This window comes from Paenibacillus sp. Y568 (genome assembly GCF_059445545.1).
Map to the genome: position 1 here is coordinate 1 of NZ_JCAIUM010000032.1, position 26,247 is coordinate 26,247.

Genomic DNA, 26,247 nt, shown 5'->3' on the forward strand with positions numbered 1-26,247 from the left:
CCGCCTTTCAGTGTCTCCTCATGAGAGGAAACAAATTATCCGGTATTAGCTACCGTTTCCGGTAGTTATCCCAGTCTTACAGGCAGGTTACCTACGTGTTACTCACCCGTCCGCCGCTAAGTCGTTTTGGAAGCAAGCTTCCAAAACAACTCCGCTCGACTTGCATGTATTAGGCACGCCGCCAGCGTTCGTCCTGAGCCAGGATCAAACTCTCCAAATTGGTATTTAGAAAGAGCGATATGCTCATTTTGAAACAAACTGACAAGAACATAAATGTTCTTTATTTTAAAAAATTCACATCATCCATTTGTTCAGTTTTCAAAGAACTTATTAATCTCTGTAATCAACATCTTCATGTTTTTCACAGGAATTAAATCATATCATTTTCATTCTTCTAAGTCAACTCTTTTTTTCAGGTGATTAGAAGTTTGTTAAGTCGTTTGCTTGAAGCGACATTTAATAATTTAACATGTTATTCGACATAATGCAAGCTTTTTTTCATAAACTATTTAACTTCTTTTTCTACATTTCTAAGAGTGAACATATCTTTTTATAATTCGTCTCTATTCATTAGAATGGAGCAATGTCAAAAACATCTTGTAAAAAGGTATAATCAACTCAAAAAGAAGAGGGAAACGCTATTGAAAGAGTGGCTAAATAGAACAACTAAAGGTTATGGTCCGAAACTAGCCTCTATTCATTATTGGAATGCATGGATTGTAGTTATTTTAGCTCTTAGCGGTTTAATTCTACCGAGTAGCTTCTGGAGAGAATTCCTAGGCGAAGGTCGCGTATGGCTCAAATGGCTTCATGTAGGTGTCGGCCTAGTTCTCCTGATCCCCATCGTATATTACCTTCTACTTGTGAAGAAACATTGGAGACAACTCCGAGGAAAGCCATGGCAAAAGTTCAACGTAATATTTGTTCTAACTTTACTAATAGGTTGGATTGGTTCAGGGATTATCCTGTGGCAAATTCGTGCATTCGATCCGAGTTGGGTGAACTCTGCACTTCTTGTTCATGATCTACTCACTTGGATTGGACTACCGTATATCATTTATCATTCCATCACACGCACTCGATGGCTTAAGTAACCTGAGAAAAGAAGCGTAAAAACAGGATCCAAACAACAGACTCAGATTCCCAGCTCCTCACAACCCTTATATACTCGTCGCGCATTTATTAAGTCCATCGTTGGCATTGGCGTTGCCGTGACGTTGGGTCCTTCTTTTATCAAATGGGTCAGTCACAGTCTTGGTGCTGGTCAAAGTATGAAAGACGCTCTTAGCTCTAACCCTAACAATCTAGTTCCTGCACCACAACCTGCTGTATCTTCACTGCCTCCTATCGGTGGTGGAGCCCAAGGTGACTTCAGAGTGTACACAGTTACACCAATCCCGACTTTTAATAACAGCAATTGGTCTTTTACGATAGATGGCTTAGTTGATCATCCTTCGACTTGGAATTGGGAACAATTCGTTGCGTTAAGTCGTACTGTCCAAGTAAGTGACTTCCATTGCGTTACGGGGTGGTCAGTATATAAGAATACTTGGGAGGGCATTCCACTTAGAACCTTTTTGAAAGAAGCTGGCATTAAATTAGAGGCAACTACCGTTAAATTCTACTCGGGTGATGGGGTATATACCGATTCACTAACACTAACACAAGCGCAAATGGATGATGTACTCGTCGCTGTTCTTCATGACGGTGAAGTTATTCCTGCTGATTATGGAGGTCCAGTCCGCCTAATCGTACCCCGCATGTTTGCATATAAGTCTGTGAAATGGTTAAACCGAATTGAATTAATCCAAGGTGATTACACCGGTTACTGGGAAGAACGAGGATATGACAAAGATGCCTGGGTATCTAGGTCAAATAAAATACCCTATTAAACGCCACATGGTAATCCCCAAATAAACAGTACCTATCTCTATGGAGATGATTACTAATCAGGACAGCGAACTGTTAAATACTCTTTTATACTAAAAAAATGCAGTAGCCTCTTCAACATTCAGGGCTACTGCATTGTTATATATCTATATCTCCAATAGGCGAATAAACTCATCCTCATCTTCGATCACATGAATACCAAGCTTTTGGGCTTTGGCGAGTTTACTACCTGCCTTCTCCCCAGCAATAACGAGGTCCGTCTTAGCTGATACACTACCTGTAACTTTTGCGCCCAACGCTTCTAGCTTATCCGCGGCTTCATCCCTGGTTAACTGGTGTAGCGTACCTGTTAATACAACCGTCTTCCCACTAAAGAATGAATCGCTTTTGATAACTCGTGGTGCCTCAGGCGCTTTCGCTTGAACGCCTAATGCGAGCATCCGATTAATCCCCGCTTGCATAAAAGGATCCGCAAAAAAGTTCACGATACTCTCAGCTACGATTCCGCCAACGTCCGGTAATACCACTAATTCCTCAACCGTCGCTTCCATTACCGCCTGTAATTCACGATAATGTTCAGCCAACATTCGGGTTGTCGCTTTACCCGTATTAGGGATACCTAATGCATAAAGAAATGAAGCAAGGTCACGTTCTTTGCTCTTCTCTAGGGCTTGCAGCAGATTATTCGCCTTTTTCTCCCCGAATCGATCTAACTTAACTAGATCTTCAAAGGTCAACGTATACAGGTCTGCAGGTTCGCGTACATCCAATTCCGTGTTCAGTTGTTCAGCAGTCATAACACTAAACGTGTCGATGTCCATCGCATCACGAGAGGCAAAATGAGTAATTCGGCCAATTAATTGTGGCTTACAATCAAGGCTGTTGTGACAGAATAGATGCGCACCCTTCTGCTCCAATGGAAACCCACATGAAGGACAATGTGTCGGGAACACAATCTCTTCCCCATCACTCTCTTCGGTTACCTTACCCAGAATCTCTGGAATAACGTCATTGGATCGGCGAATAAACACTCTAGCACCTAAGGCATGCTTCAAGTTCTTACGTTCAATATCTCCGATATTGTTCAACGTACAGTTCTGCACCGTAACTCCTGCAAGTTCAACTGCTTCTACTCGAGCTACTGGCGTGATTTTACCGGTACGACCTACTTCCCATGATACAGATTGCAATACCGTAGTCGTCTCTTCGGCTTCAAACTTATATGCAACAGCCCATCTTGGGAATTTATCTGTGTATCCGAGTACACCTCTTGTTTCCATATCAACAATTTTTATAACTGCTCCATCAATAAGGTAATCCAGACCTGCACGGCGTTCTACGATCTTCGCCAATTCTTCCGTAACATCATCGAAGTTCTCGAAGTACGTAATAAATGGATTGACCTTAAATTGATTCTTGTGTAAGTAGTCCATCATTTCTTGATGGCTATCAAACGTAGTGGTGTCGCTATACCCTACATTGTAGAAATAGGCACTTAATCGACGAGAGGCCGTTGCCTTCGGGTTCAAGTTACGAAGTGCCCCCGCTGCAGCATTACGCGCATTCTTAAGTGGCTCAGCCGCCGTTAGATTATAATCGCTCAAGACGGATAAATTCATAATACCTTCACCTTGAACTTCAATCGTTCCCTCTGAGAATGGAATCGTAAGCGGCACTGATTTGATCGTCTTGACCTGAGCAAGAATCCCTTCACCCACAACGCCATTTCCACGAGTCGCTGCCTGAACTAATCTTCCGTCCTGATAAGTCAGATTAAGCGTCAATCCATCGAACTTCAGTTCAACAGCGTAACATGGATTGGGCAAAGGTTTGTCAGGGTTCTTGCTGTTATAATCTGTGACTAGTTTGATGACCCGGTTATTCCAACTACGAAGTTGGTCAATGTTCTGAGCCTTATCCAGACTCCAGAGCGGTGAGAGATGACGATGAGGCTCGAAGCCTTTGAGTAGCTCTCCTCCTACTCTCTGTGTTGGTGAATCAGGAAGTATCATGCCACTGTCCTTCTCTAACTGTACCAACTGATCATATAGAACGTCATACTCCTTATCACTTACGAGAGGTGTGTCCATTGTATAGTAATGATAATTATACTTGTTAAGCTCAGCTACGAGCTGCTCCATGGTATGCATCGAATCCATGCGGGCGTATCCCTCCGTCATTCAATTGTAATTCGTGCTCTTGTTACTCCACCTTGGTAATCGGTGCAAATCCCGCTAACAAGCGTTTCACACCCACAGGTGCTGGAAAAGCAATCTGTAACTCCGTATCATTCCCGCTACCTTTTATAGAGACAATTACACCGACACCCCATTTACCATGGGACACCTTATCTCCTGCCTTGAGCGCAGTTGGATCAGAGGCACTTCCGTCTGGAGCGGTATTTGCCTTCATAGATGTAGTAACAGTCACGCGACTTTGTGAAGATGATGCTGAAGCGGTAGATCCACTAAGAGAGGAGTTCGATCCACTACGACCAAAGTTGCTTCCTCCACCGTTCCCTAAACTACGCCCTCCATAAGAGCCACCACTAGTACCTCCACGCTGATATCGATCACGATCCCGTGTCATCACAGTGTCTTCTTTAAGTTCATCCGGGATTTCCTCTAAAAAGCGAGAGGGTTTATTCGCAGTCGTCCGTCCAAACAAGGTACGCATCTGTGCGCAAGAGAGAAATAGCTGCTTCTCAGCACGTGTAATCCCTACATAAGCAAGGCGACGTTCTTCTTCCAACTCTTCATTATCAGAGAATGCACGACTGTGAGGGAATACCCCTTCTTCCATTCCGACGATGAAGACAACAGGGAACTCCAACCCTTTTGCACTATGCATGGTCATCAGGGTAACGGAATCCGTTTGTTCTTCTGGATCGTCATTCACACTATCGATGTCTGCAATCAAAGCCAGATCTGTTAGAAAAGAGACTAACGTCTTATCTTCATTATTCTTCTCAAATTCCATTGTTACAGACAAGAACTCATCAATATTCTCTAAGCGGGAACGAGACTCAATGGTCTTCTCAGCTTCGAGTTCTATACGATATTTGGATAACTCCAGAATCTTCTCTGTTAATTCGGTCACCGATAAAAAATCTACCATTCGATGTAATGACTCAATCATATCGTAGAATCCTACCAGCGCATCTCGGGTCCGACCTGCAAAACCTAAATCGTCCACATATTGCAACACACGGAAAATAGAAGTACCTCGTTCTGAAGCTGCTGCTGCCAACTTAGCTACTGTCGTATCCCCAATTGCTCTCTTCGGTACATTAATAATTCTAGTTAAACTGATATCATCATCAGGATTTGATAATAGCTTTAAATATCCTAGAAGATCTTTAATTTCTTTACGATCATAGAACTTAATGCCGCCTACAATCTGATAAGGTATATCTGATTTGATTAGAATTTCTTCTATAACACGAGACTGTGCATTCGTACGATAAAGGATCGCATGATTCTGGTACGATTGTCCTTCTTTCACATTCTTACTGATCTCTGAGGTAACAAAGTATCCTTCATCATGTTCCGAGTTGGCACGATATACTTTAATCTTGGCGCCTTCTCCTTTGTCGGTCCACAACTTCTTCGGTTTCCGGCCGGTGTTCAGATTAATGACTTCATTCGCTGCGTTCAGAATATTCGAAGTTGATCGATAGTTCTGTTCCAAGAAAATCGTCTGTGCTTCAGGATAGTCCTTCTCGAAATTCAAGATATTACTGATATCTGCACCACGCCAGCGGTAGATGGATTGATCACTATCTCCTACTACACAAATACGCTTATGACCTTCGGCCAACATACGACATAACATATACTGTGCACGGTTGGTATCCTGATATTCGTCAACGTGGATATATTGAAATTTTTTCTGATAAAAATCGAGTACTTCAGGCACTTCTCTAAACAACTGAATCGTTGTCATAATAAGATCATCAAAATCTAGCGAGTTATTGAACTTCAGTCGTCTTTGATACATTTTATATACTTTAGCTGCTAGTTCTTCGAAATAGTCTGATGCCTTCTGTTCAAATTGATCTGGTAATAACAACTCGTTCTTAGCCGCACTAACTATCGATTGGATGGCTTTAGGTTCGAATTTCTTCGTATCGATATTTAATTCTTTCATGCAACTACGGATAACAGATAATTGATCTGTGGAATCTAGAATAGAAAAACTTGATGAGAATCCAATCCGTTCAATATCTTTACGCAAAATACGAACGCACATCGAGTGAAAGGTAGATACCCAAATATCTCGTCCTTCTCTCCCTACTAGCTTCGATACACGATCTTGCATTTCACGTGCTGCTTTGTTCGTAAACGTAATCGCCAAAATGGCCCAAGGTGGAGCTTTACGTTCTGCAATAAGGTACGCGATCCGGTGTGTTAACACCCGCGTCTTTCCGCTCCCCGCTCCTGCCATAATTAAAAGTGGCTTGTCTGTGGCTTTCACTGCTTCTTGCTGCGGTGGATTGAGTCGTTTGATTGCTTCATGTATATCAATAGGTTGCATGCGTGCATGCTCCTTCCAAATATCTGTATTGTGGTGATGAAAAAATTGTGTGTGATGCCCCTCTACGGTGACGGATTGTCCTTACGATCGCTGTTGCCCTCAGATTTCTTGATAATATATAAACCCCTCAGCGGTAGAAATCCAATGTCAAAGCATATGCTTCCGAAGTAGCTTTCCTACGGAAAACCTGTAGGCGACCACTACGTTTTTTCAAGACAATTCCGGCACCGAAGCTATGATCAATTGCATCAACCATTGTTTTTAACAAACACTGATTATTGCTTAATGCCATTTAGAGCCGTTAATACTACAATTATTTCCTCACAGCCTGTACTGTCTGTAATGCTTGTTCTAAATCCTCATAAAGAATGTTACCAACCACTATCGTATCACTAACTGCGGCTGCTTGTTTTGCCGTATTTAGGTCTTTAATTCCTCCGCCATAGATCAATTGCGCATTGGTTAGTTTATGATGAACCGCCCTTACGGTCTCCATATCTCCAAAAGTACCGCTGTATTCCAAATACACGATGGGTAACGACATAAGCCTGTCTGCCACTTGCGCGTACGCAATCGTTCCTGATGTATCCAGATTTGCGTTAGCTCCTGTAAGTCGTGCAACGGCGGAGTCGGGGTTCATTACAATATAACCTTCCGTTACAAGCAACTCCCAAGGAATCATATAACCATACCGATCTATGGCCTGCTGTTGATGTCCTACAATCCATGAAGGATCAGAACTATTCAGCACCATCGGAATCATGTAGAGGTCAAATCCTGGGACGATAGCTTCCATATCAGATACTTCCTGTACACATGGTAATTCATACCGTCGTATACGTGATAATAGATCTACCGTATTCTCATACGTAACTCCTGTAGAGCCTCCTACCATTATAGCATCCGTACCAGATAGACATACTGCATTCAAACTCTGTTCATCCATCTCACGATCAGGATCAAGCTTAAACACATGTCTCCAAGACTTCAACATTTCCTTCAACTTTCATACCTCCACGAATCTTCATAAAGCTATAAATCTAGTCTATGACAGCAAGAGAGTAGTGTCAATCTGTTCGCATTGAATACGAACATTTTATTATGTTCGATGAACACGTGCAAATATGCCTAAACTCCTGAGAGAGTAGGCATACTTATTATCTTATTTTGCATAATATCTATTTGGAACCCAGTACATACCACTTTTTCGTACTCGCTGATTGTAGAACCATTTCTGACAGATCATCCGTATAAAAACCATAGATGCCCATATTCTCATACTTTTTCATATCAGCGATATTATTTATTGTGTGTACATAAGTCAGCACACCTGCATCATTTAGTTTAGAGATGAACTCTTCATTTGTGCGATTCTCTGGCATCGTAACGCCGGTAATGTTATTCTGTTCCACGAAATCAATGACTTCTTCATCCGTATCTTGTGAAGCATATAATGTATAAATGATCGATGGGAAGTCATAAACTCCTTGTACTGTTTTCAACATCGGTTGGTCATAAATCTGCGGAATGATTCGCTGGAAAAGATCAGGGTTATGTCTTTTTTTAGCTTCCTTCACTATATTGCTTAATAGTTCTTCCTGTTTCTGTTCCTTCGTATCAGTCACTATATAGATGTCTGGATACTCTTCCATAAGATCGAGGATATCGCTCCAATCCAACGGAGTTAATTTCCCCAGAATAGCACTTTCTTTAAACTCCTTAGATGTCAGCGGAACAGCTTGACGGTCCTCAGGAAGTTCCTCCTCTTGTTCGAGTTCCTTCGTCATGGCTTGTGTCCATTCATGTCGAGCTACCACTTGATGATCTTCCGTCAATAAAAGGTCTACCTCAAATACCCGATTCCCTTGTTCATAATTCGCGACAAAAGCTTCATAGGAATTCGTATACGCTTGATCCTGGATCCCACCCATAGCATGTGAGATGAGTTTATAATCTGAAAATTGAGCAGGACTACTGTCACTAGATTCTCCTCTAGAAGAAGTAAGTATGAGTCCAGTCGCAATTCCCACTAATATTAGTAACGCGAATAATTTTCTCATGAGTATCACAACCTTTGTAGTCATTAGCCAAAGTGCACTACATACTAATACCCCATCTTGTCTAGGACAAAACGGGGTATTAGTGATTGCTCTACTGAAGAGGAACATTATGTACAGATTAGGTATACCCACTCAATAGGCGTTGGTATTCTTAAATCCATTCCTAATCGTCTTCATGATGATTTTGACATCTAACAGAATAGTCCAATTCTCAATGTAGAATATATCGTGGCTAATCCGATCTTCAATAGATGTATCGCCACGTAAGCCCTCGCTCTGCGCTAACCCTGTAATCCCTGGACGCACGTGATGTTTAACCATATATTTAGGAATCTCATCACGGAACTGTTCCACATAATAGGGACGTTCCGGACGTGGTCCAACAACACTCATATGTCCAAATAATACATTAAAGAATTGAGGTAACTCATCTAAGCTAGTCGAGCGTAAGAACGTACCGAAGCGGGTTCGTCTGGGATCATTCTCGGTGGTCCATCCCGTATCCACAACGGTCTTAGGCTGGAACTTCATAGACCTGAATTTATACATCATGAAGTTACGACGATTAAGCCCGACGCGTTCTTGTCTAAATATGATTGGGCCCGGAGAGGTACATTTCACACCTATAGCTACAGCCAACAGAATTGGCGAAGTTATAATAATGGCAAAAAGAGCAAAGATAATGTCGAATAATCTCTTAAACAAACGATTTCCTGCCACATCGAGCGGAATATCTCTTACATTAATCATAGGCATTCCTGCAAAATTATCGAAATAAGGTCGTGCCGGTAAGTAATCATAGAAATCCGGAATAATAAGAGTTCGTACGCCTGCCTTCTCACACTGAACGATGATATCCGTATACTTTGAATGCGCATCAAGAGGTAGGGCCAGAACAACATCATCTATGAGTTCTTGAGTAAGTATATTCTCCAAATCATCCAATTTACCAAGAATGGGTTTGAAATGTCGCTCCTCTAGGCTATCCCACACTTGATTATCATCTAAGAAACCCACGACCTCATACCCCAATTCGGGGTACTGTCTCAGATTGTTGTAGAAGCGTTTGCCTAGCGATCCTGCTCCTACGATCAATACAAATTGTCGATTGTAGCCTTTCTCACGATAATGCTTAAGGGATGCTTTAAGAACATAACGATATAATATTATAAGTAAGATATTAAAAGCCAGATAAAAAGCTAAATATACACGGGAAATATCAATTTCTTTTATGACAAACATAATACTAATCAAGACAAATAAACTGATAAAGTGGACTTGTATGACTTTAAAAAGTTCATCTGCAAATCTTTTCTTTCTCTTCGGAGAATAGAGTGTTATTACAACACCTGTTACTATGGCAATCGCACCGTAGACCAGACTCCAAAGGAAATAATTCTCTATAGGCATCGGAGTCTCATAAGGAACCCAGCCGCTTTCAAATTTAAGCCACCATGCAAGCAGGAATGACAATTGCACCACAGCGAAATCCGTTAAAATATATAATTGAGTCAATAATCCTTGACTTCTCCGGATCACGACCTCACCTCCACCTGATTGTCTTCGGGTTTCGAAACAGGCTTCGATCTACTAGTAAGCTTGTTCTTAAGATAAGCCATCGTAAATTTCAAACCTATACCCATATATATAACGCCGTTAACACCCCAAAAGTATTGGTCTTTGTAATGTTTATGATGAAACACTGCCATGGCACGATGAAATTCATAAATGATACGAGTGGGTCTGCGACGTGCGCTTCCCCCCTTGTAATGAACAATTGTTGTACGAGGGTAATAATAAATACCCCACCCCGCTTGTTTGATCCGATAACACCAATCAATATCCTCACCATACATGAAGAAGGTCTCATCCAGTCCTCCTACCTGTTCTATGCTCTCACTTCTAACCAACATAAAGGCACCAACCAAACAATCCACTGGATACTCTTCATCTGGATCGAGATGCCCCAATTGATACTGATTATACTTCGGACGATCCGGGAATAACTTAGATAAACCAAATGCATAATAAAAAGACGCTGATGGCGTCGGGAATCCACGTTTGCATGCCTTATCTAGCGAACCATTTGGTAAAATAACTTTGCATCCCGAGGCTCCTATGGTAGGGTTCTCATCCATAAATGAAATCATCGTCTGGATCGTATCCTCATGAATTATTGTATCAGAATTAAGGAGTAAGATATGTCTCCCTTTGGCTATCTCCATCCCTTGATTGTTTGCTTTTGCAAAACCCGTATTCTCATCGTTAGCGATTAGTGTCACTTGAGGGTACTCTACCGAAATGCTCTCAATAGATGTATCACTAGAGTGATTATCTATGACTATCACTTCATAGGTATAACCTGTATTTGAGGCAAATACGGACTGCAGACAGTCCATTGTAAGCTTGCATGTATTGTAATTAACTATCAAAATACTTAAATCCATGTTCAAAACACTTCTTCCTGACAAAAATAGTAATCTATCGACATTATTATAACATAGGTGGGATAAATCAGGAGAAATATAGAATATTAGAACTTGCCTGCTATAAAGACAATTTTAAAAACGATGTTATCAATGCGTGATTGTCTATAAAAGGGAGTCTTCAATATATATATAACGCGCTTAACTACGTTTTGTTGTTGTATTCGTATAAGTTCATTAACTTCATTTCTTTGTTTAAAGTCCATTAATTGTGTATATACCGTCTTAAATTCCTTAGCTTGATTACTAAGGATATAATGATTCTGTCCATTCAGAAATCTCCGAGATCGCTTCTTCCATTTCTCCATCCACCCATCTGTCGACCCACCTAGGGCATTGGATTGATGCTGACGGTAAAGAATGCTAGGTTCCGAATCAAACACGACTTCTCCAAAAGTAGACACGACTAAATAAATCCACCAATCGTGCATAATAACATTCTCTAAATTACATGGGGTATTACAACGCACAATATTCAAAGCCTCTTTGTTGATAATCATTGTACAACCGACACATACATTTTCGATTAATGCATTATAGAGAGAGAGTGGTTTTTCCGGGAAATTAGGCCAAATATTTATAGGCGCTAAGCTCTGATCTACCATTTGCGTCGCTGCACAATACATTAATGGTTGTCCTTGCCTCTTCTGAGTTAGAAGAGATATTCCCTTTATTAGCTTGTTATCGTTCCATACATCATCTTGGTCACAAAATGCATAGTAATCATATCCATCTGTGGCTCTGCCTATCAAATCAAAAAAGCTTCCTACAACTCCAAGATTCTCATTCTCAGTCATACTTATTTGGTCTGGATATTGCGCCATGTATTTATGTATTTTCCCTACAGTACCATCAGACGACCCATCATCGCGGATTACAATATGGAGTTCAACGCTTTTCTGTGAAAGTAAACTCTTCAATTGATCATCTATATATTTCTCACCGTTATAAGTAGATAATAGCACTTGTACTCTGAATTGTTCCAACCCTGTACCTCCTTCATAGCTAAAACAGTTAATGCCTTGTATTATACCATTTTTTAAGATAGTAAATTAGATGTTTTGTTCTGTACAAAAAAAACCTCGATCAATTCATCTTGATCGAGAGACTCAGATACTATTATTTATTTAGAAGTAAATTCTATAAGGAAATCCTTTAACCCTTCTCCCCAAGGACGTAAATCCTTGAAACCATTCGTTCGGATGGACAGATGTTCCATCACCGAATTAGCTGGTCGATGAGCTGGACGTGGGAATTCAGCTGTCGAACAAGGTTCTGGATTGGCAATAATGTTAAGTCCTAACTGACGAGCCTCTTCAAAAATCGCCTGTGTAAACTCATACCATGTACATGTATCACTATTGGATGCGTGATAAATGCCATATTTCTCAGTTTCCATAATTTCTATTAAGAAGTTGGCTAAATCAACTGTATAGGTTGGAGAACCCTTCTGGTCATGTACGACTTTAAGAGAGGGCTTCTCTTGCCCTAAACGCAACATTGTTTTGACAAAATTATTTCCATGTATACCGTAAACCCATGAGGTCCTAACGATAAAAAATCGCGAAGATAAGCTTTGAACTAACACCTCGCCAGCACGCTTTGACTTCCCATAAATACTTTGAGGATTGGTATTATCATACTCTTGGTATGGCTCTATACTAGTCCCATCAAATACATAATCGGTACTGATATAGATCAGTTTCGATCCGATGCTTTCAGCAGCTACCGCTATATTTCTCGTACCTACGGCATTCACCTTATAAGCACCGTCTATATCGGTCTCAGCAGCATCAACTGCTGTGTATGCTGCGCAATGGATAACGACATCCGGTTGATATTGACCAATCACCCGTTGGCATTGAGCCAAATCTGTAATATCCATCTCGTTACGATCGCATGCCAGTACATCATGACCGTTGCTACGAAGGTTATGAACGACATCTGTCCCCAATTGTCCTGTTGCCCCTGTCACAATTACTTTCATAGTGAATCTCCTAGGCGTTCTCCATACTGTGTGATCTGATATTGTTGGTATTCACCTGATTGAATACGAGTCATCCAATCTTTATTATTCAAATACCATTGGATCGTCTCTTTAATACCCGTCTCGAAATTATGCTTCGGCTTCCAACCTAACTCTTCTGTTAGCTTCGTAGGGTCTATTCCATAACGACGATCATGGCCTAATCGATCCTCAACATAAGTAATGAGAGATTCAGGTTTATTTAACTCCTGTAGGATCGTCTTTACAATATGAAGATTCGTACGTTCATTGTTACCACCAATATTGTACACTTCACCCACACGTCCTTCATGAATGACAAGATCAATGGCACTACAGTGATCTTCAACATAAAGCCAATCGCGAATATTCAGCCCATCACCATAAATAGGTAAAGCCTGATCATTCAGTGCACGAGATATAATCAATGGGATAAGCTTCTCAGGGAACTGGTAAGGTCCATAGTTATTAGAACAACGAGTGATATTCACAGGTAGTCCAAATGTCTCATGGTATGCACGAACCAACAGGTCTCCTCCAGCCTTACTTGCAGAATATGGACTATTAGGCTCTAAAGGCGTACTCTCCATAAATAGACCCGTTTCTCCAAGTGAACCATAGACTTCATCCGTAGATACTTGTACATACTTTGTCACGCCATACTTCTTAGAAGCATCAAGTAGAACCTGTGTACCCAACACATTGGTCTTCACAAACACTTCTGGCTCCAAGATACTCCGGTCTACATGCGACTCCGCAGCAAAGTTAACGACCACATCGATACCTTGCTGGAAGATTTGATCAATTGCCTTTGCATCTGTAATATCTGCTTTGACAAAGGTGTAATTCGGATGATCTTCTATAGATTTAAGATTTTCTAGATTTCCTGCGTAAGTCAACGCATCAAGATTTACAATCTGGTAATTAGGATGCTGTTGCAGCATGTATATAACGAAATTGCTACCAATAAATCCGGCACCACCAGTAACTAATAGTTTCATAAAATGATATACCCCCTACTCAAAATTAAGTTCCGCATCTTGAAGTAGCGGATGACGTTGATCTTTATCCGAAAGTATTGGACTTGATGTCGGCCAATCAATATTTAATACTGGATCATTCCATAGTATGCCGCGATCATTTTCCGGCGAATAATATTCATCTACTTTGTAGAAAACTTGAGTGTTCTGTACCAACGTGCAGAAACCGTGAGCAAAGCCCTTCGGAACTAACAGTTGACGATGATTGTGTTCACTTAAAATGACCCCCACCCATTGACCAAAGGTAGGTGAATTACGACGGATATCCACGATGACATCATAAATGGCACCCGAAAGTACACGAATCAACTTTGTCTGAGCCTTAGGATTGAGTTGATAGTGAAGACCTCGCAGAACTCCTGGTTCTGCCGAAAGAGATTGGTTGTCTTGGATAAAATCATATTTAATTCCATGTTGTTGCAATAGAGCATCATTATAACTTTCCATGAAATAGCCACGGCTATCTCCATGGACAACTGGTTCTATTATAATTGCACCCTGTAATTTTAGAGGAGTGACTTTCATAACTTAATTCCTCCTTATATTATAGTTTTAATTTCCCGAATGCTTCTCCAAAATTCAAATTTTGCGATAACTCGTTAGCCCGGGCTAGTGAGGCATGTGTACCCGCATCCGTCCACCAACCTTGAAGAATATCATACGTTAACTCATTACGTTTAATATATGCATTATTCACGTCCGTGATTTCCAATTCTCCTCGGTTAGAAGGTTTTAGAGTTTTCACAATATCAAATACTTGATGATCAAACATATAGATCCCTGTTACAGCATAATTTGATTTGGGTTCTTCAGGTTTCTCTTCAATAGAAACAATCCGCTCTCCTTGAAGTTCAGGTACCCCGAATCGCTTAGGATCTTGTACTTCCTGAATTAGGATCTTCGCACCATTCTTCTGTTCTTTGAAATTGTGAACATATGGAGTGATATCATCTTCGAATACATTATCTCCTAAGATAACAATCATTTGATCTTCCCCAACAAAATGTTCGGCCAGATCAAGAGCTTGCGCAATGCCCCCAGCTTCATCCTGAACCTTGTATGTAAAACAAACGCCCATTTCTCGACCACTACCAAGAAGGTTGACTACATCCCCCATATGATCTTTACCTGTGACGATGAGAATATCCTCGATACCTGCTTGCTTAAGTTTATACACAGAATGAAAAATCATAGGGTATTTACCTACAGGAAGAAGATGCTTATTAGTAACTTTGGTTAAGGGATAGAGGCGAGAGCCTGTACCACCTGCTAGAATTATGCCTTTCATTATGTTGCCTCCATTCATTTACTTTTAATAATTAGCTTAGAAAGTGTGTATGTTATAGGAATTGTCACTACAATAACAATTAAAGGAACAATTTGAGTTGATAAGTGGACATGTTCAACTAGAATATACAACATCAAGATGTTAATTAAGTACTGAACTAGATACACAATAGGAAACTTTATAAATTTGTTAAATGAGACCTTTTCTTTAAACACAAAAACTGTATTTAAATAGTAGGATAAAAATATCCCTGCTACATAAGAGATTGTATAAGATAAGGAGTAATTCAAGAATATGAGAAGCAATAAATAGACTAGATATGTGACTAATGTATTAATCCCACCACTAATTACAAATTTCAAGAACTCCTTACTTAAAAGTTTTGTCAATAACGTAGGATGGTCGTTCTCTACTTTCATCTAATATCCTCCAAAGATACTCACCTATAATACCTAACATAATCATAATCATACCTAACAAAAAAGTAATAAGAGCAATAATGGTAGTCCATCCTTGAAGTTCTATAAACCCGAATATAGCACCCATTATAACAAAAACACCATACAAAAAACTTAATATCGCTGTTATAAATCCAATGAAGGACATAAATCGAATAGGTGAATATGAGAAACTAATAAAAGAATCAACAAAAAGTTTTATCTTTTTGGAAAGTGTCCACCTTGATTTCCCAAGCTTTCTTTCCTGTCTTATATATGGGATTTGTACTTGATCATATCCTAACCAATAAATGAGACTCATGATGTTTGTGTTCTTCTCTTGGATTTCAACCACTTCATGGACAACTTGTTTATCAATCAATAAAAAGTCAAATCCACCTTTTGGATAACCCTTTAACGCCAGTTTCTCCAGCAAATAATAATAGGTATTAGAGAACATTTTCTGAGAGAAAGATTCTTCACGATCTGCCCTTGTGGCAAGAATAACCTTCTTTCCTAGTTTCCAATGTTCCACCATCTCCTTAAATAATTCTGGTGGATCTTGTAAGTCAGCAGCAATAATACCAACGCAATCGCCAGTAGTGTATCCTAAACCAGCTTGTATCGCAGACATTGAACCAAAATTCCGGCTTAGTTTAATGACTTTTATCCTAGGATCTTGTTCTCTAGCTTCTATTAACAACTGAAATGAATTATCCTTCGATCCATCATCTACAAAAATAAATTCAAAATCACAATCCGGCATAATACTCTGTAAGTTCTGCAATCTTGGAATCGTATGTGGAATATTTAATTCGTTATAGTACACTGGAACAACAATAGATAATTTAATGCGGTCTGTACTCATTCACAACCTCCACGATTCTTTGTACATCTTCCATATCCATGACCGGACTTATTGGGAGACTAACTATTTCTAAATGAATCTTCTCGGATATAGGAAAAGTTAATTCATTCCACTCTTTATATGCTTCTTGCTTATGAGGAGGAATTGGATAGTGAATCATAGTTTGAATTCCGTGATCATTCATATAACTAATAAAATCACTTCTATTTGATATTCTAACTACAAATACATGCCACACATGTGATTTAGATTTCTCTTCAACATAAGGTAATACAACATGCCCATTATGAATATTATTCAAGTAATAGTTTGCTATACTTCTTCTGTAATCATTATCCGCATCCAAGAATTTCAATTTCTCACTCAAGATAGGCGCTTGTATTTCATCTAATCTACTATTATATCCTTTGAATAAATTCTCATATTTCTTATGAGAGCCATAGTTTCTTAGTGCAATAATCTTTTGATATAAATCTTCATCACTCGTGGTAATTGCTCCCGCATCTCCTAATGCACCTAGGTTTTTACCAGGATAAAAACTAAACGCAGCAGCATCCCCTAAAGCTCCTACCTTTTGATTTGCGTAAACTGCCCCGTGAGCTTGCGCACAATCTTCTATTATTTTCAGATTGTATTTCGCTGCAATACTCTGAATCGGGGCCATATTACATACTTGCCCATATAGATGTACAACCAGAATTGCTTTCGTATTAGGAGTGATGCTTGCCTCAATATTATCAGGGTCGATATTATATGTTAGTATATTAGGTTCTACTAACACAGGCGTAGCCCCATTAGCAGAAATAGACAATATGGATGCAATGTACGTGTTAGAAGGTACAATCACCTCATCTCCAGGTCCAATACCATATGCTCTTATAATCAACTCTAACGCATCCAAACCGTTAGCCACACCCAGAGCATATTTTGTCCCACAGAAATCCGCAAACTCTGATTCAAATATTTTAACTTCATCACCCAAAATGTACCATCCCGAATGCAGAACTTTATGGACACTATTTAATATAGCTTCTTCATGACGTAAATTGATTTTCTTCAGATCGAGGAACGGGATCATTTTAACCCACCTATTTCTATTGAATTTTATTACAACTCAACAATGTTTCCATCTTTCAAAGAGTATTGCTTATTGCAACTTGTACACAAAAATTCTTTATTTAGCTTCTCTCCGCAATTACAAATATACGCCTTGAATTCAGCAGGATTACCATACCATAACGTATTGTTTGGAACATTCTTTGCAACAAGAGAACCGGCACCAATCATAGAATACTTACCTATTGTATTGCCTGCTATAATCGTTGCGTTAGCACCTATAGAAGACCATTCTTCAAGAATAGTGCTTAAAAAGGTACTCGGATACTGCTTAGAGCGGGGTCGCATATCATTAGTAAAAGTCACATTAGGACCAATAAAGACATTATCACTTATCCTCAAACCATCCCATATATAAACGCCTGATTTGACTGTAACATTGTCCCCTATAATCACATCATTTTCAATAAAGGTATGGTCATTCACATTACAATTCGAACCTAGTACAGCACCCGGTAAAATATGAGCAAATGCCCATACTCGAGTATCTTCTCCTATATTATCTGTTTCAACAATAGCCTGGGAATGAATGAAATATTTACTCATGAGCCATACACCTCAATAAATTTATCGTAATCACGAATATAATCCTCTGAATCATATAGATGGGAAGCGAGCACAAGAAGAACACAATCTGACGAGAAGTCATACATTTCATGCCAGTCATTTGGTTCAAGAATAAGGACTTTTGTTTGTGAATCTAGTAGAACATCCGTTTTTCGCTTCGTATTATCTAGATATACTTTACAATTACCTGATACACATACTAAAGCTTGTCTCGTTTTATAATGGGCATGATATCCTCTTCGAACTTGCTCCATTGTTCCATAGATGTAAAATACTCTTTTAATATCAAATGGAATTGTGTTATTTTCTTCTATTACCGTTAGATATCCGCGTTTATCTCCTAACACACCAATACTCAATAGAGAGCTATCCATATTAATTGTATTCAATCTCATACTATCTCCTCACATATGAATGCATTTTCTCTTACAGATTAATACTAGCAATCTCAAAATCACCAATCACCTAATAAGAAATATTAATTAATGTGTCTGCGCTCTTAATCAGCATCTTCTATTAAATAAATATTTTATTTAATAAACTTAATACTCTTTATTTCAACAATTGAATTATTAGGAGGATCTATTCTAATTCCAGACACATTACTCATTAAATCCTGCCTATTACAATAAATTCTATTAATCCCTTTTTCTATTTTTATGAATCCACTGTACTTTTCCCCATAACTTCCATTCTCCTGCATTAAGAATATTTGCATTTCTCCTTCAATATTTGATTCAAACTCAAATGAAATATAGTCAAATGAAGTATTGCTTAGTTTATCATGTGTAAAGGAAATTTGTGGATCTATTTTTCCTGATTTTAGAACTAGCTTATTTTCATTTGTGTTAATTTCTAAATCATAATAGCCTAATTTTGAGGCATCCAAATTCATTTCATAAATAACATCACTATATTTAAGATTTCCTTCTTTATGTTGATATAAATCTAACTTATATTTATCTGTATTATCAGACAAATTCACAATTATTAGATCATTTACTAATGCTACTGAATTCTTATAAGGCCAAGCTGGCATGTTCTCAGAAATTTCAAGTGCTCTATTTCTTTGTTCTTCAGTAGGATCAATATATTCATATCCTAATGATCTCATAAATTTGCTTATCCTTATTGGGTTACCCCCATCCCATTCAAAAAAGGAAAACCCTAAAACCTCTTGCTTTATTATATTTTCCCTTTGATGTTGTATATGGTTTCCAATATATATAACTGGTTGTGATGGAATTTCTCCCATATTTAGCTCTAAAATTCTGTATCCAATTTGGTGTGCTAGTTTTACATCCTCTTGATATCTATTGTAATCACTATAAAATAACTGTGATATTGATTGAGATTGATGAAAGCTAACAAATAACGTTAAAATAACAACAAGTTTATGCAATGTTTTCTTTTCAAATGCAATATATAGTAAATACCAAGCGGATGAAACAAATAATGACAACGCTAGATTTACTCTAACAGGCATAGGAGAACCTAACAGTACTGACATCAAAAATGGAGTTATAATAAATCCCAGTAATGACACAGTTATAATAAACATATTGGACTTATAATATTTTTTAGTAATAATTCTAAAGAGAATAAGAGAGAAAACAATTAAAACAGCAATAAGACTTGGAAGTATTACGTAACTCCCATAAATAAGGTTTCCCATTATTAGATTTTTATAATAGCCTAACAAACTATTCATTATCTCAGTAGTATCACTCTTGCCCCACGCTACAAAGTTCGAAACATATCCAGACTGTGGGATAAACTTCCCTACTATTTTATCAATTATTTTATATAGTACTAAGCTCATTGTAGCAATAAGAATATATTTTAATATTGTTAAAATATATTCTTTAACGCTAACCTTTTTATTAATTTTTTGGGAAGACATTACGTATATAATTGAACATACAATTACTCCACATATTAAGACTGGTAAATATGATTGATATATAGAAGTTGCAAATGTAGTTAATATCAATCCACCAAACATATAGAAATAGCTTCTTTTTAAAACTGCCCACTTAAAAACCAACAAAGTAGCAAATGAAGTCATGATCCATCCTAGCCCTAATTCAAAACTCATTATTGAAAATCCAATATTTTCCGAAAAGGCTGGGAATGTTACAAACATTAACGCGGTAATAAGACCAGGTGTATCGAATCCTCCAGACTTATCTCTATTTACATTTGAACTATTAAATACATAAGCCCAAATTATACCGCTAAAACTAAAAGTAGCTACTGCTAAATACGTACTAGTTACTGAATTAGTAAGTGTATTATTAAGCAATAATTTAAGTAATGCTATTCCAAAACGTCCCTGTCCACTCCATACAGAATTAATAGAATCTGAAAATAACGATTTTTCTTCATCAATTGAAAGAGTAAAATGTGTTAGAGGAAACCCATATGCAAATAAGGCAACAAATATTACAATACCACATAACAATTTATTATCTTTTAGATATTGTAAAAATAACCGGGATTCTACATTCAACATACTAGATACTTCCTTAACCCATCTCATTTTTTCGTCCTACTCCTTACTAAATAAGTTGCCACTATTAGATTACGTTTTTAACTCTCAACGAAATAATATAACTATTAATTATTTTTTACCCCATACCGATATAATTTATTTTGCAATTCTAGATTCTTCTACCGCTTCTTTTGTAGCTTGTAAATAAGCATAACCGTATTTCTTATCCGGTTCCAGATATGCTCCTTCACCCCACTCGTTCCACGCATTAATAAACACCATCTGATCATCTAAATCCGTTCTATTCTTACCTTCTAGTATCACATCTTTGAGCCATTGTTTATATAACGCAGGTGTAGCGCCTTGAAAAATCATGCCTTTATTATTTCTACGAGCGGTATTATCCCACATTGGCATTACAGCACGATAAAGCTTTGGTAAGTTGTAATTAAAGTATTTCTGATTCTCTACTAGATCTTTGTAGTCAAAAACCTCACCAGAGAAGTCGCTACGGATATAATCAATATCTTGAGTGATATTCTTTAAGTTTGTATACACAGTGCCTGGATGGAACTCTGAAATTGCATCATAGCCTATGCCGAGTAAGTCGAGCTCCACCATGTTTTCTTTTACAGCAATAATGTATAATTCACCGATTCCCTGCTCATGACAATATTCACGCCAATATTGAAGGACTGTGTTGGGTTCTGGCATCAATGCCGGTCTATAAACGGTTATCACCTTTTTACCTTCCACAGTTATATAACGTTTATCCTTTAAAAACCGAACCATATCGTGAATTACATTTTTATAACTTTCAACGCTTTTCGGCTGTTCCATCAAAATACCCGAGTTGGTCCCATCGAAACGTTTGGTCCAGTTTTCATTAGCCCAGCAAAGAGAAAATGGGAAATCTAAACTTTCGTCTGCAAGGAACATCTCAATCGGCTTTTCAAGTAGCCGCTCTCCATCAAACCAATAGTAATAGAAGGAAAATCCATAAACTCCATGCATTTGTGCCAATTCGATCTGTCGCATCATATTTTCCTTTAGTCTTAAATCATAAAATCCAAGTTCACCCGGCAATCTTGGTTGATAGTGTCCCACAAATTGAGGAACTGCACGGCAAACATTATTCCACTCTGTTACTCCCTTACCCCACCATTCCTCATTATGCTGATCAGGATGAAATTGCGTGAGATAATATGCAATTATTTTACTATCACTACTTTGACGACGATAAGGTGTCTCTGTAATCGGCACATACGCAGATTCATCTTTATCAGGGATTCTTAATATTTGCTCAATATAATTTTTCTGATCTAAATTGTACTCTACTACTGCATTAGAAGTTAGAACTGGACGAATTTCAATGTTTTCCTGTTCCTCAGGTGAATAAGACAAAAGGGATGGTCTTATTGACTTCTTCACCTTAAACAGGAATTTTTCTTTTGATCTTGGAGATAAAATCGGAAGTTTCCAAAATATTTTTTTTAACACACGATAACCTGCCTTTTCTTGAGGCGGTGTTATGATTGGTTGTTCTATATCAATAGCACCCTCAGACGAATGACTAGGCACATTAACTTCACTAATCGGCATTGACCGAATTGAATCATTATTTCTCACTAAATCGACTGTTTTTTGTGTAATAGATTTCCATGTATTTTCTAACGCTTCCTGTTTTAACAGACCACAATAATCAGTGTCAAAACGTAAAGTCATCGCTTCATTTACATGATTAATAAATTCCTGCTCTGTATTTGCAATTAAACAAGATTTATATTTTAGACACTCTGGTAGTGCATAAGTGACTACAGGTTTTTGCTGCGCCATATATTCAAAAATCTTTACAGGAGAAACAGACTTTGTAATATCATTTATAATGAAGGGCAATATAGCAATATCATAAAATGCAGCATATTGACTCAACTGAATATATGGTTTCGAACCAATAAAATAAACATTCTGATATTCCAAAAGACCGCTTTCCTTCAAATGATCATCATGTTCGTAGCCAATCAATAATAGAATATACCTGTTATCATCTGCTAACTTTTTAAGTAGATCATAGTCAATCCACTGTGCAAGTGCACCATGATACCCAATAATAGTTTTCCCTTTATTTACAATCTGTTGAATATCTATAGGACACTCAATATTATTACGATCTACATTCCAATGTTCATAGTCAACACCATTTGTGATCATGTCCATATTACGTCTACGATAAGGTTTAACCTGATCAAACAGTTTATCAGAGGTTGCAACAACAGAAATTTCTTCGTTTCTCAAAACATATTCGTGTCTTTCAAGCACAAACTTAGGAATATTCCCAGTTATTTGCGGTGTGATTTCATCTATATATTCATAAAGAACAGCATAGCCCTTTGCAAGAAATGATTCCAATTCTTCAATAGTCGTAGCTAGATCAATAGACTGCAACCGAATGATTTTAAGACCCGACTTTCTATCCAATATTTCAAATAGTTTCTTTTTCACTTCATAATTATCAAGATTCACAATACAAAGGGTAGGTGAAATGAATTCACACACTTCGATATCCTTATCCACTAATGGATGTGCACCATAGAACGATATCCCTCCTACATTCCCTGCTTGAAGAGATAAGTGTTGAAACCGTTGAAATAATGGCGTGTTCCATCCCATTGGAACATGGAAAATATCTATAAAGCTATGAGGAGTTTGATCGATCCATTGATCGATCTCTTGCCAAATATCACTTGTTTGGACTATTTCAGCAATTTTTCCAGATTCCTTTACATTTGCAAGGCTTTCCTTTCCTTTAACGAAAATCTTCTTAGTTGTTTTTCTCCATCCATTGGTTTTAACATTTTGCTCAGTCTTCTTCAGTAGTTTGTAGTATTCTCTAATCATATTCACCACTTGCTTTTTCCCAAGTTTTACAGTATCTAATGTTAATCTCAACGGCTTTGTCAATTTCCAACTCGTTGAATTTATAACCCCATGGTATTCATTTGATAATATAGCTTTTTGGGAAGACAATAATTGATTTTCCTTCAATAATAGAGAGGCTTCCAACATAGACGCATCACGCTCAGAAGTAATGAGATCCTTCTCTAAGCTTAATGAGTTTTTCTCAGAGATTAGAGAAACATTTTCTAAGCTTAATGAGTTTTTCTCAGAAACTAGCGAATCTCTTTCTGAGCTTAGCGCCATTTTCTCAGAAATTAGCGAATCTTTTTCTAAACTTAATGTATTAAATTCCATAGTAATATGCTCGTTTTTATTTTCACTCTTCTGTAGATCTATCGATAAATCATCGTATTGTTTTGATATCTTTAAAAGTTCTTGATGATGTGTATTTTGAATCGCTTCTCTACTAGCTAATTCCGATTCCGTCCCTTTTACAACCTCAGCATATATCTGATCATCTCTGAGGATTTGCATTGAACAATGTATCTTTACTATCTTTCCATCAATAAATTCATCATGTAATAAGTAAACCGGGTCGGTTGTTAGAAATAGATCTCCATCAGAGTTAAACGGATACCCGTTATATGGTGTGAACTCAACCTTCAATCCATCAATTTCAGCATATTCGATTTTACACTTGCATAATTGTCCTTCAATCGGATCAAATCGTATATTCTTTATATATGGATATTGATGAATATCAAATTCAAGAGTTATTTCTTCCAAACTACCATCATAGATTTGCTGGCACTTATCCTGATCACTAAATCCACTTCCAGTATCTATGTATAGGTTTGCAGTACAATTATTAGCATCAAATACGGATTCTACTTTTGATAAAGAGATAGTCTTTTTTTGATAGACAGACTTATCCATCATTTTGACATAATTAGCTGAAAAGAATCCTTCCCATTGGTAGAATACTAGTATCATTTCATCAGATATTTCGAATGTTTGATAAATCTCTTCTTCTGACACAAGAGATGTAGAATACTTATGCTTCTCATAAAATTCTTTAACAGAACGCCAAAAAATAAATTTGATAGGTAAACCACAGTCAACAAACCACTCATAGTCAAAGATTATCAGTTCGTCATTGTTATAGAAAACATTGTCAAATAAAACATCTATATTATTAAACGACGTAAATTCTAATTCATCATCAAATTTAATAGGTCCAAATATAGCATGAAACTTCTCGGAATATGTGTTATTCCCAATTGAACCGTACGAAGTGAGCATATAATAAAACTTATGCAAAATAGACAAAAATCTTACTTTGTCATGTTTACCTTCTTCACCCAACAATACCTTTTCCATTGTAGGATATTCTAAAAAATCACACACCAAATCATTACCCACCAGTTGGGAAGGCAATAAAGAGACTTCATGATTCAATTTATTTCTCTGGCGATAGAAATGATTCATTTGTTCTAAATGTCCAATAGCCTTTGTTGAAAGGGCTTGCTTCTTTACTTTCGTTTCTTCCCCTTGAGTATAGATTACTGTGCATATTTTAAATGAATCATCTCTATTAGCATTAATTTTCACATATAATATTTCTTCATCACTTTGTTCTATTTTTAGGGTCTTTTTACGAACATCAATTAAGAATGAGTTGGCAAAGGAAGCACCTGCTTCCTCTTTCACCAAAAGGTTTTGCATCTGTATTTCGTCAAAAAACATATAGCGATCTGTATCATAACTATGAACATCATAGGAAAGTGGTACCTTGTCAAATCCACCATCCGTAAAAACAACCTCTGGGAACTTATAGTCCGGATATGGATAATAAAACTTTTCAATATTCAAGTTACAATTATCAACTAATGCTGTTATTTCGCTTTTAGAAAACGTTCTTACTTTTTTGTTCGATGGATAATCATCCAATCCTACAAATAATTCTCCAGTGTGATCTTCCTTTGCACCGGAGAAGTATTTCAATCCCAATCTATTTTCAATTGCAATTAGAATAGATCCATCATCATTCAGTGAATTTGATAACATGTTTATAAACGTTTCGTATGGCTTTTCTCCTGAAGTAAATCCACCTGCATATTCCAACACGCCATTTACAATGACATAATCAAATTTATTATTGAATTGCATATTTCCTAAGTTTCCTACAAATATTTCTAAATTGTCATACTCTTTATGGCGTTCATAATTAATAGTTGCTCGTTTCTCTGTTAGTTCAACAGAAGCAACATATTTTGCCTTTTCACACAGTAATCCAGTGATTGCACCACAACCAGAGCCCACTTCTAATATAGTGCAGTCCTTTTTAAACGGATACCAGTTTAGAATATTCTGTCTTAATTGAGAGAGGTGGTAAAATACAGGCCAACTAACATTATTTAATTCTTCTAACTTTGAATCGCTTTTTGAGCGTACAATCTCTAGTATCTCATCTTCAATTGTAACTCCGTCCGAATATTCCGTCTCATTCTCGTAGTATTTCAAGTTAAGCTTCGCCATGCGATCGACTCCAATCATATACTT

At 37.6% G+C, this 26,247-nt stretch carries 20 protein-coding genes and 1 rRNA gene; 2 read left to right on the top strand and 19 right to left on the bottom strand.

All coding sequences use genetic code 11. The annotated features are described in order from the left end of the window. A 16S ribosomal RNA gene (locus tag AC1D7X_RS25135) occupies positions 1 to 220 on the bottom strand; the annotation flags it as partial. A gap of 421 nt (positions 221 to 641) precedes the next feature. On the opposite strand from AC1D7X_RS25135, the gene AC1D7X_RS25140 reads away from it, so the two are divergent. Together AC1D7X_RS25140 and AC1D7X_RS25145 are read left to right on the top strand one after the other, a co-directional pair. Further along, positions 642 to 1,094, top strand: coding sequence for a hypothetical protein (locus AC1D7X_RS25140; protein WP_495476372.1), 453 nt, complete (start codon positions 642 to 644; stop codon positions 1,092 to 1,094). Between the two features lie 177 nt (positions 1,095 to 1,271). Beyond that, the gene (locus tag AC1D7X_RS25145; RefSeq protein ID WP_495476373.1) at positions 1,272 to 1,892 is read left to right on the top strand and encodes a molybdopterin-dependent oxidoreductase; all 621 of its coding nucleotides are present in this window, start codon (positions 1,272 to 1,274) and stop codon (positions 1,890 to 1,892) included. Between the two features lie 144 nt (positions 1,893 to 2,036). Here AC1D7X_RS25145 and ligA read toward each other — a convergent pair whose 3' ends face one another. The 18 genes from ligA to AC1D7X_RS25235 form a co-directional block, all read right to left on the bottom strand. Continuing rightward, positions 2,037 to 4,049 (bottom strand): NAD-dependent DNA ligase LigA, encoded by a 2,013-nt coding sequence (gene ligA / locus AC1D7X_RS25150; RefSeq protein ID WP_495458702.1) that lies wholly within the window; start codon positions 4,047 to 4,049, stop codon positions 2,037 to 2,039. Positions 4,050 to 4,092: 43 nt separating this feature from the next. After that, complete coding sequence (gene pcrA, locus AC1D7X_RS25155; protein ID WP_495476374.1) at positions 4,093 to 6,426, bottom strand: DNA helicase PcrA; 2,334 nt, start codon at positions 6,424 to 6,426, stop codon at positions 4,093 to 4,095. A 313-nt stretch (positions 6,427 to 6,739) separates the two neighbouring features. Further along, a complete protein-coding gene (gene pcrB, locus AC1D7X_RS25160) occupies positions 6,740 to 7,420 on the bottom strand; it encodes a heptaprenylglyceryl phosphate synthase (RefSeq protein ID WP_495458728.1) in 681 nt (226 codons plus the stop codon). Positions 7,421 to 7,604: 184 nt separating this feature from the next. Then, entirely contained in the window at positions 7,605 to 8,486 is an 882-nt protein-coding gene (locus tag AC1D7X_RS25165; protein WP_495458705.1) for a phosphatidylinositol-specific phospholipase C/glycerophosphodiester phosphodiesterase family protein, read from the bottom strand. A gap of 132 nt (positions 8,487 to 8,618) precedes the next feature. After that, a complete protein-coding gene (locus AC1D7X_RS25170) occupies positions 8,619 to 10,025 on the bottom strand; it encodes an undecaprenyl-phosphate glucose phosphotransferase (protein ID WP_495458706.1) in 1,407 nt (468 codons plus the stop codon). Continuing rightward, a complete protein-coding gene (locus tag AC1D7X_RS25175; protein WP_495458707.1) occupies positions 10,022 to 10,933 on the bottom strand; it encodes a glycosyltransferase family 2 protein in 912 nt (303 codons plus the stop codon). Before AC1D7X_RS25175 ends, AC1D7X_RS25170 begins: the two co-directional genes overlap by 4 nt. Before the next feature lie 86 nt (positions 10,934 to 11,019). Next, positions 11,020 to 11,958, bottom strand: a complete 939-nt coding sequence (locus tag AC1D7X_RS25180; RefSeq protein WP_495476375.1) for a glycosyltransferase family 2 protein — start codon at positions 11,956 to 11,958, stop codon at positions 11,020 to 11,022. Between the two features lie 137 nt (positions 11,959 to 12,095). Further along, the gene (rfbD, locus tag AC1D7X_RS25185; protein ID WP_495458709.1) at positions 12,096 to 12,959 is read right to left on the bottom strand and encodes a dTDP-4-dehydrorhamnose reductase; all 864 of its coding nucleotides are present in this window, start codon (positions 12,957 to 12,959) and stop codon (positions 12,096 to 12,098) included. Beyond that, positions 12,956 to 13,978 (bottom strand): dTDP-glucose 4,6-dehydratase, encoded by a 1,023-nt coding sequence (rfbB, locus tag AC1D7X_RS25190; RefSeq protein ID WP_495458710.1) that lies wholly within the window; start codon positions 13,976 to 13,978, stop codon positions 12,956 to 12,958. Before rfbB ends, rfbD begins: the two co-directional genes overlap by 4 nt. Positions 13,979 to 13,993: 15 nt before the next feature. Further along, the gene (rfbC, locus tag AC1D7X_RS25195; RefSeq protein WP_495458711.1) at positions 13,994 to 14,542 is read right to left on the bottom strand and encodes a dTDP-4-dehydrorhamnose 3,5-epimerase; all 549 of its coding nucleotides are present in this window, start codon (positions 14,540 to 14,542) and stop codon (positions 13,994 to 13,996) included. A 19-nt stretch (positions 14,543 to 14,561) separates the two neighbouring features. Then, the gene (locus tag AC1D7X_RS25200; RefSeq protein ID WP_495458712.1) at positions 14,562 to 15,305 is read right to left on the bottom strand and encodes a sugar phosphate nucleotidyltransferase; all 744 of its coding nucleotides are present in this window, start codon (positions 15,303 to 15,305) and stop codon (positions 14,562 to 14,564) included. A gap of 14 nt (positions 15,306 to 15,319) precedes the next feature. Next, positions 15,320 to 15,724 carry a GtrA family protein gene (locus AC1D7X_RS25205; protein WP_495458713.1) on the bottom strand — a complete coding sequence of 135 codons (405 nt, stop codon included), beginning with the start codon at positions 15,722 to 15,724 and terminating at the stop codon, positions 15,320 to 15,322. Beyond that, positions 15,675 to 16,610 (bottom strand): glycosyltransferase family 2 protein, encoded by a 936-nt coding sequence (locus AC1D7X_RS25210; protein WP_495458714.1) that lies wholly within the window; start codon positions 16,608 to 16,610, stop codon positions 15,675 to 15,677. The genes AC1D7X_RS25205 and AC1D7X_RS25210 overlap by 50 nt, the downstream gene beginning before the upstream one ends. Beyond that, positions 16,591 to 17,688 (bottom strand): DegT/DnrJ/EryC1/StrS family aminotransferase, encoded by a 1,098-nt coding sequence (locus AC1D7X_RS25215; RefSeq protein WP_495458715.1) that lies wholly within the window; start codon positions 17,686 to 17,688, stop codon positions 16,591 to 16,593. The genes AC1D7X_RS25210 and AC1D7X_RS25215 overlap by 20 nt, the downstream gene beginning before the upstream one ends. 29 nt (positions 17,689 to 17,717) lie before the next feature. Further along, positions 17,718 to 18,272 carry an acyltransferase gene (locus AC1D7X_RS25220; protein ID WP_495458716.1) on the bottom strand — a complete coding sequence of 185 codons (555 nt, stop codon included), beginning with the start codon at positions 18,270 to 18,272 and terminating at the stop codon, positions 17,718 to 17,720. Then, on the bottom strand, positions 18,269 to 18,682 hold the full coding sequence (locus AC1D7X_RS25225) for a sugar 3,4-ketoisomerase (RefSeq protein WP_495458717.1): 414 nt from the start codon (positions 18,680 to 18,682) through the stop codon (positions 18,269 to 18,271). Before AC1D7X_RS25225 ends, AC1D7X_RS25220 begins: the two co-directional genes overlap by 4 nt. Positions 18,683 to 18,822: 140 nt before the next feature. Next, positions 18,823 to 20,835: a glucosyltransferase domain-containing protein gene (locus tag AC1D7X_RS25230; protein WP_495476376.1), complete on the bottom strand. Its 2,013-nt coding sequence runs from the start codon at positions 20,833 to 20,835 to the stop codon at positions 18,823 to 18,825. Positions 20,836 to 20,943: 108 nt separating this feature from the next. Then, positions 20,944 to 26,223 carry a glycoside hydrolase family 99-like domain-containing protein gene (locus AC1D7X_RS25235; protein WP_495476377.1) on the bottom strand — a complete coding sequence of 1,760 codons (5,280 nt, stop codon included), beginning with the start codon at positions 26,221 to 26,223 and terminating at the stop codon, positions 20,944 to 20,946. Positions 26,224 to 26,247 lie beyond the last annotated feature (24 nt).

Coding starts and splice junctions, on each gene's coding strand:
- AC1D7X_RS25145 (WP_495476373.1), top strand. CDS start 1,272: ATGAAAGACGCTCTTAGCTCTAACCCTAACAATCTAGTTCCTGCACCA.
- ligA (WP_495458702.1), bottom strand. CDS start 4,049: ATGGATTCGATGCATACCATGGAGCAGCTCGTAGCTGAGCTTAACAAG.
- pcrA (WP_495476374.1), bottom strand. CDS start 6,426: ATGCAACCTATTGATATACATGAAGCAATCAAACGACTCAATCCACCG.
- pcrB (WP_495458728.1), bottom strand. CDS start 7,420: ATGTTGAAGTCTTGGAGACATGTGTTTAAGCTTGATCCTGATCGTGAG.
- AC1D7X_RS25165 (WP_495458705.1), bottom strand. CDS start 8,486: ATGAGAAAATTATTCGCGTTACTAATATTAGTGGGAATTGCGACTGGA.
- AC1D7X_RS25175 (WP_495458707.1), bottom strand. CDS start 10,933: ATGGATTTAAGTATTTTGATAGTTAATTACAATACATGCAAGCTTACA.
- rfbD (WP_495458709.1), bottom strand. CDS start 12,959: ATGAAAGTAATTGTGACAGGGGCAACAGGACAATTGGGGACAGATGTC.
- rfbB (WP_495458710.1), bottom strand. CDS start 13,978: ATGAAACTATTAGTTACTGGTGGTGCCGGATTTATTGGTAGCAATTTC.
- rfbC (WP_495458711.1), bottom strand. CDS start 14,542: ATGAAAGTCACTCCTCTAAAATTACAGGGTGCAATTATAATAGAACCA.
- AC1D7X_RS25200 (WP_495458712.1), bottom strand. CDS start 15,305: ATGAAAGGCATAATTCTAGCAGGTGGTACAGGCTCTCGCCTCTATCCC.
- AC1D7X_RS25205 (WP_495458713.1), bottom strand. CDS start 15,724: ATGAAAGTAGAGAACGACCATCCTACGTTATTGACAAAACTTTTAAGT.
- AC1D7X_RS25210 (WP_495458714.1), bottom strand. CDS start 16,610: ATGAGTACAGACCGCATTAAATTATCTATTGTTGTTCCAGTGTACTAT.
- AC1D7X_RS25215 (WP_495458715.1), bottom strand. CDS start 17,688: ATGATCCCGTTCCTCGATCTGAAGAAAATCAATTTACGTCATGAAGAA.
- AC1D7X_RS25220 (WP_495458716.1), bottom strand. CDS start 18,272: ATGAGTAAATATTTCATTCATTCCCAGGCTATTGTTGAAACAGATAAT.
- AC1D7X_RS25230 (WP_495476376.1), bottom strand. CDS start 20,835: ATGAGATGGGTTAAGGAAGTATCTAGTATGTTGAATGTAGAATCCCGG.
- AC1D7X_RS25235 (WP_495476377.1), bottom strand. CDS start 26,223: ATGGCGAAGCTTAACTTGAAATACTACGAGAATGAGACGGAATATTCG.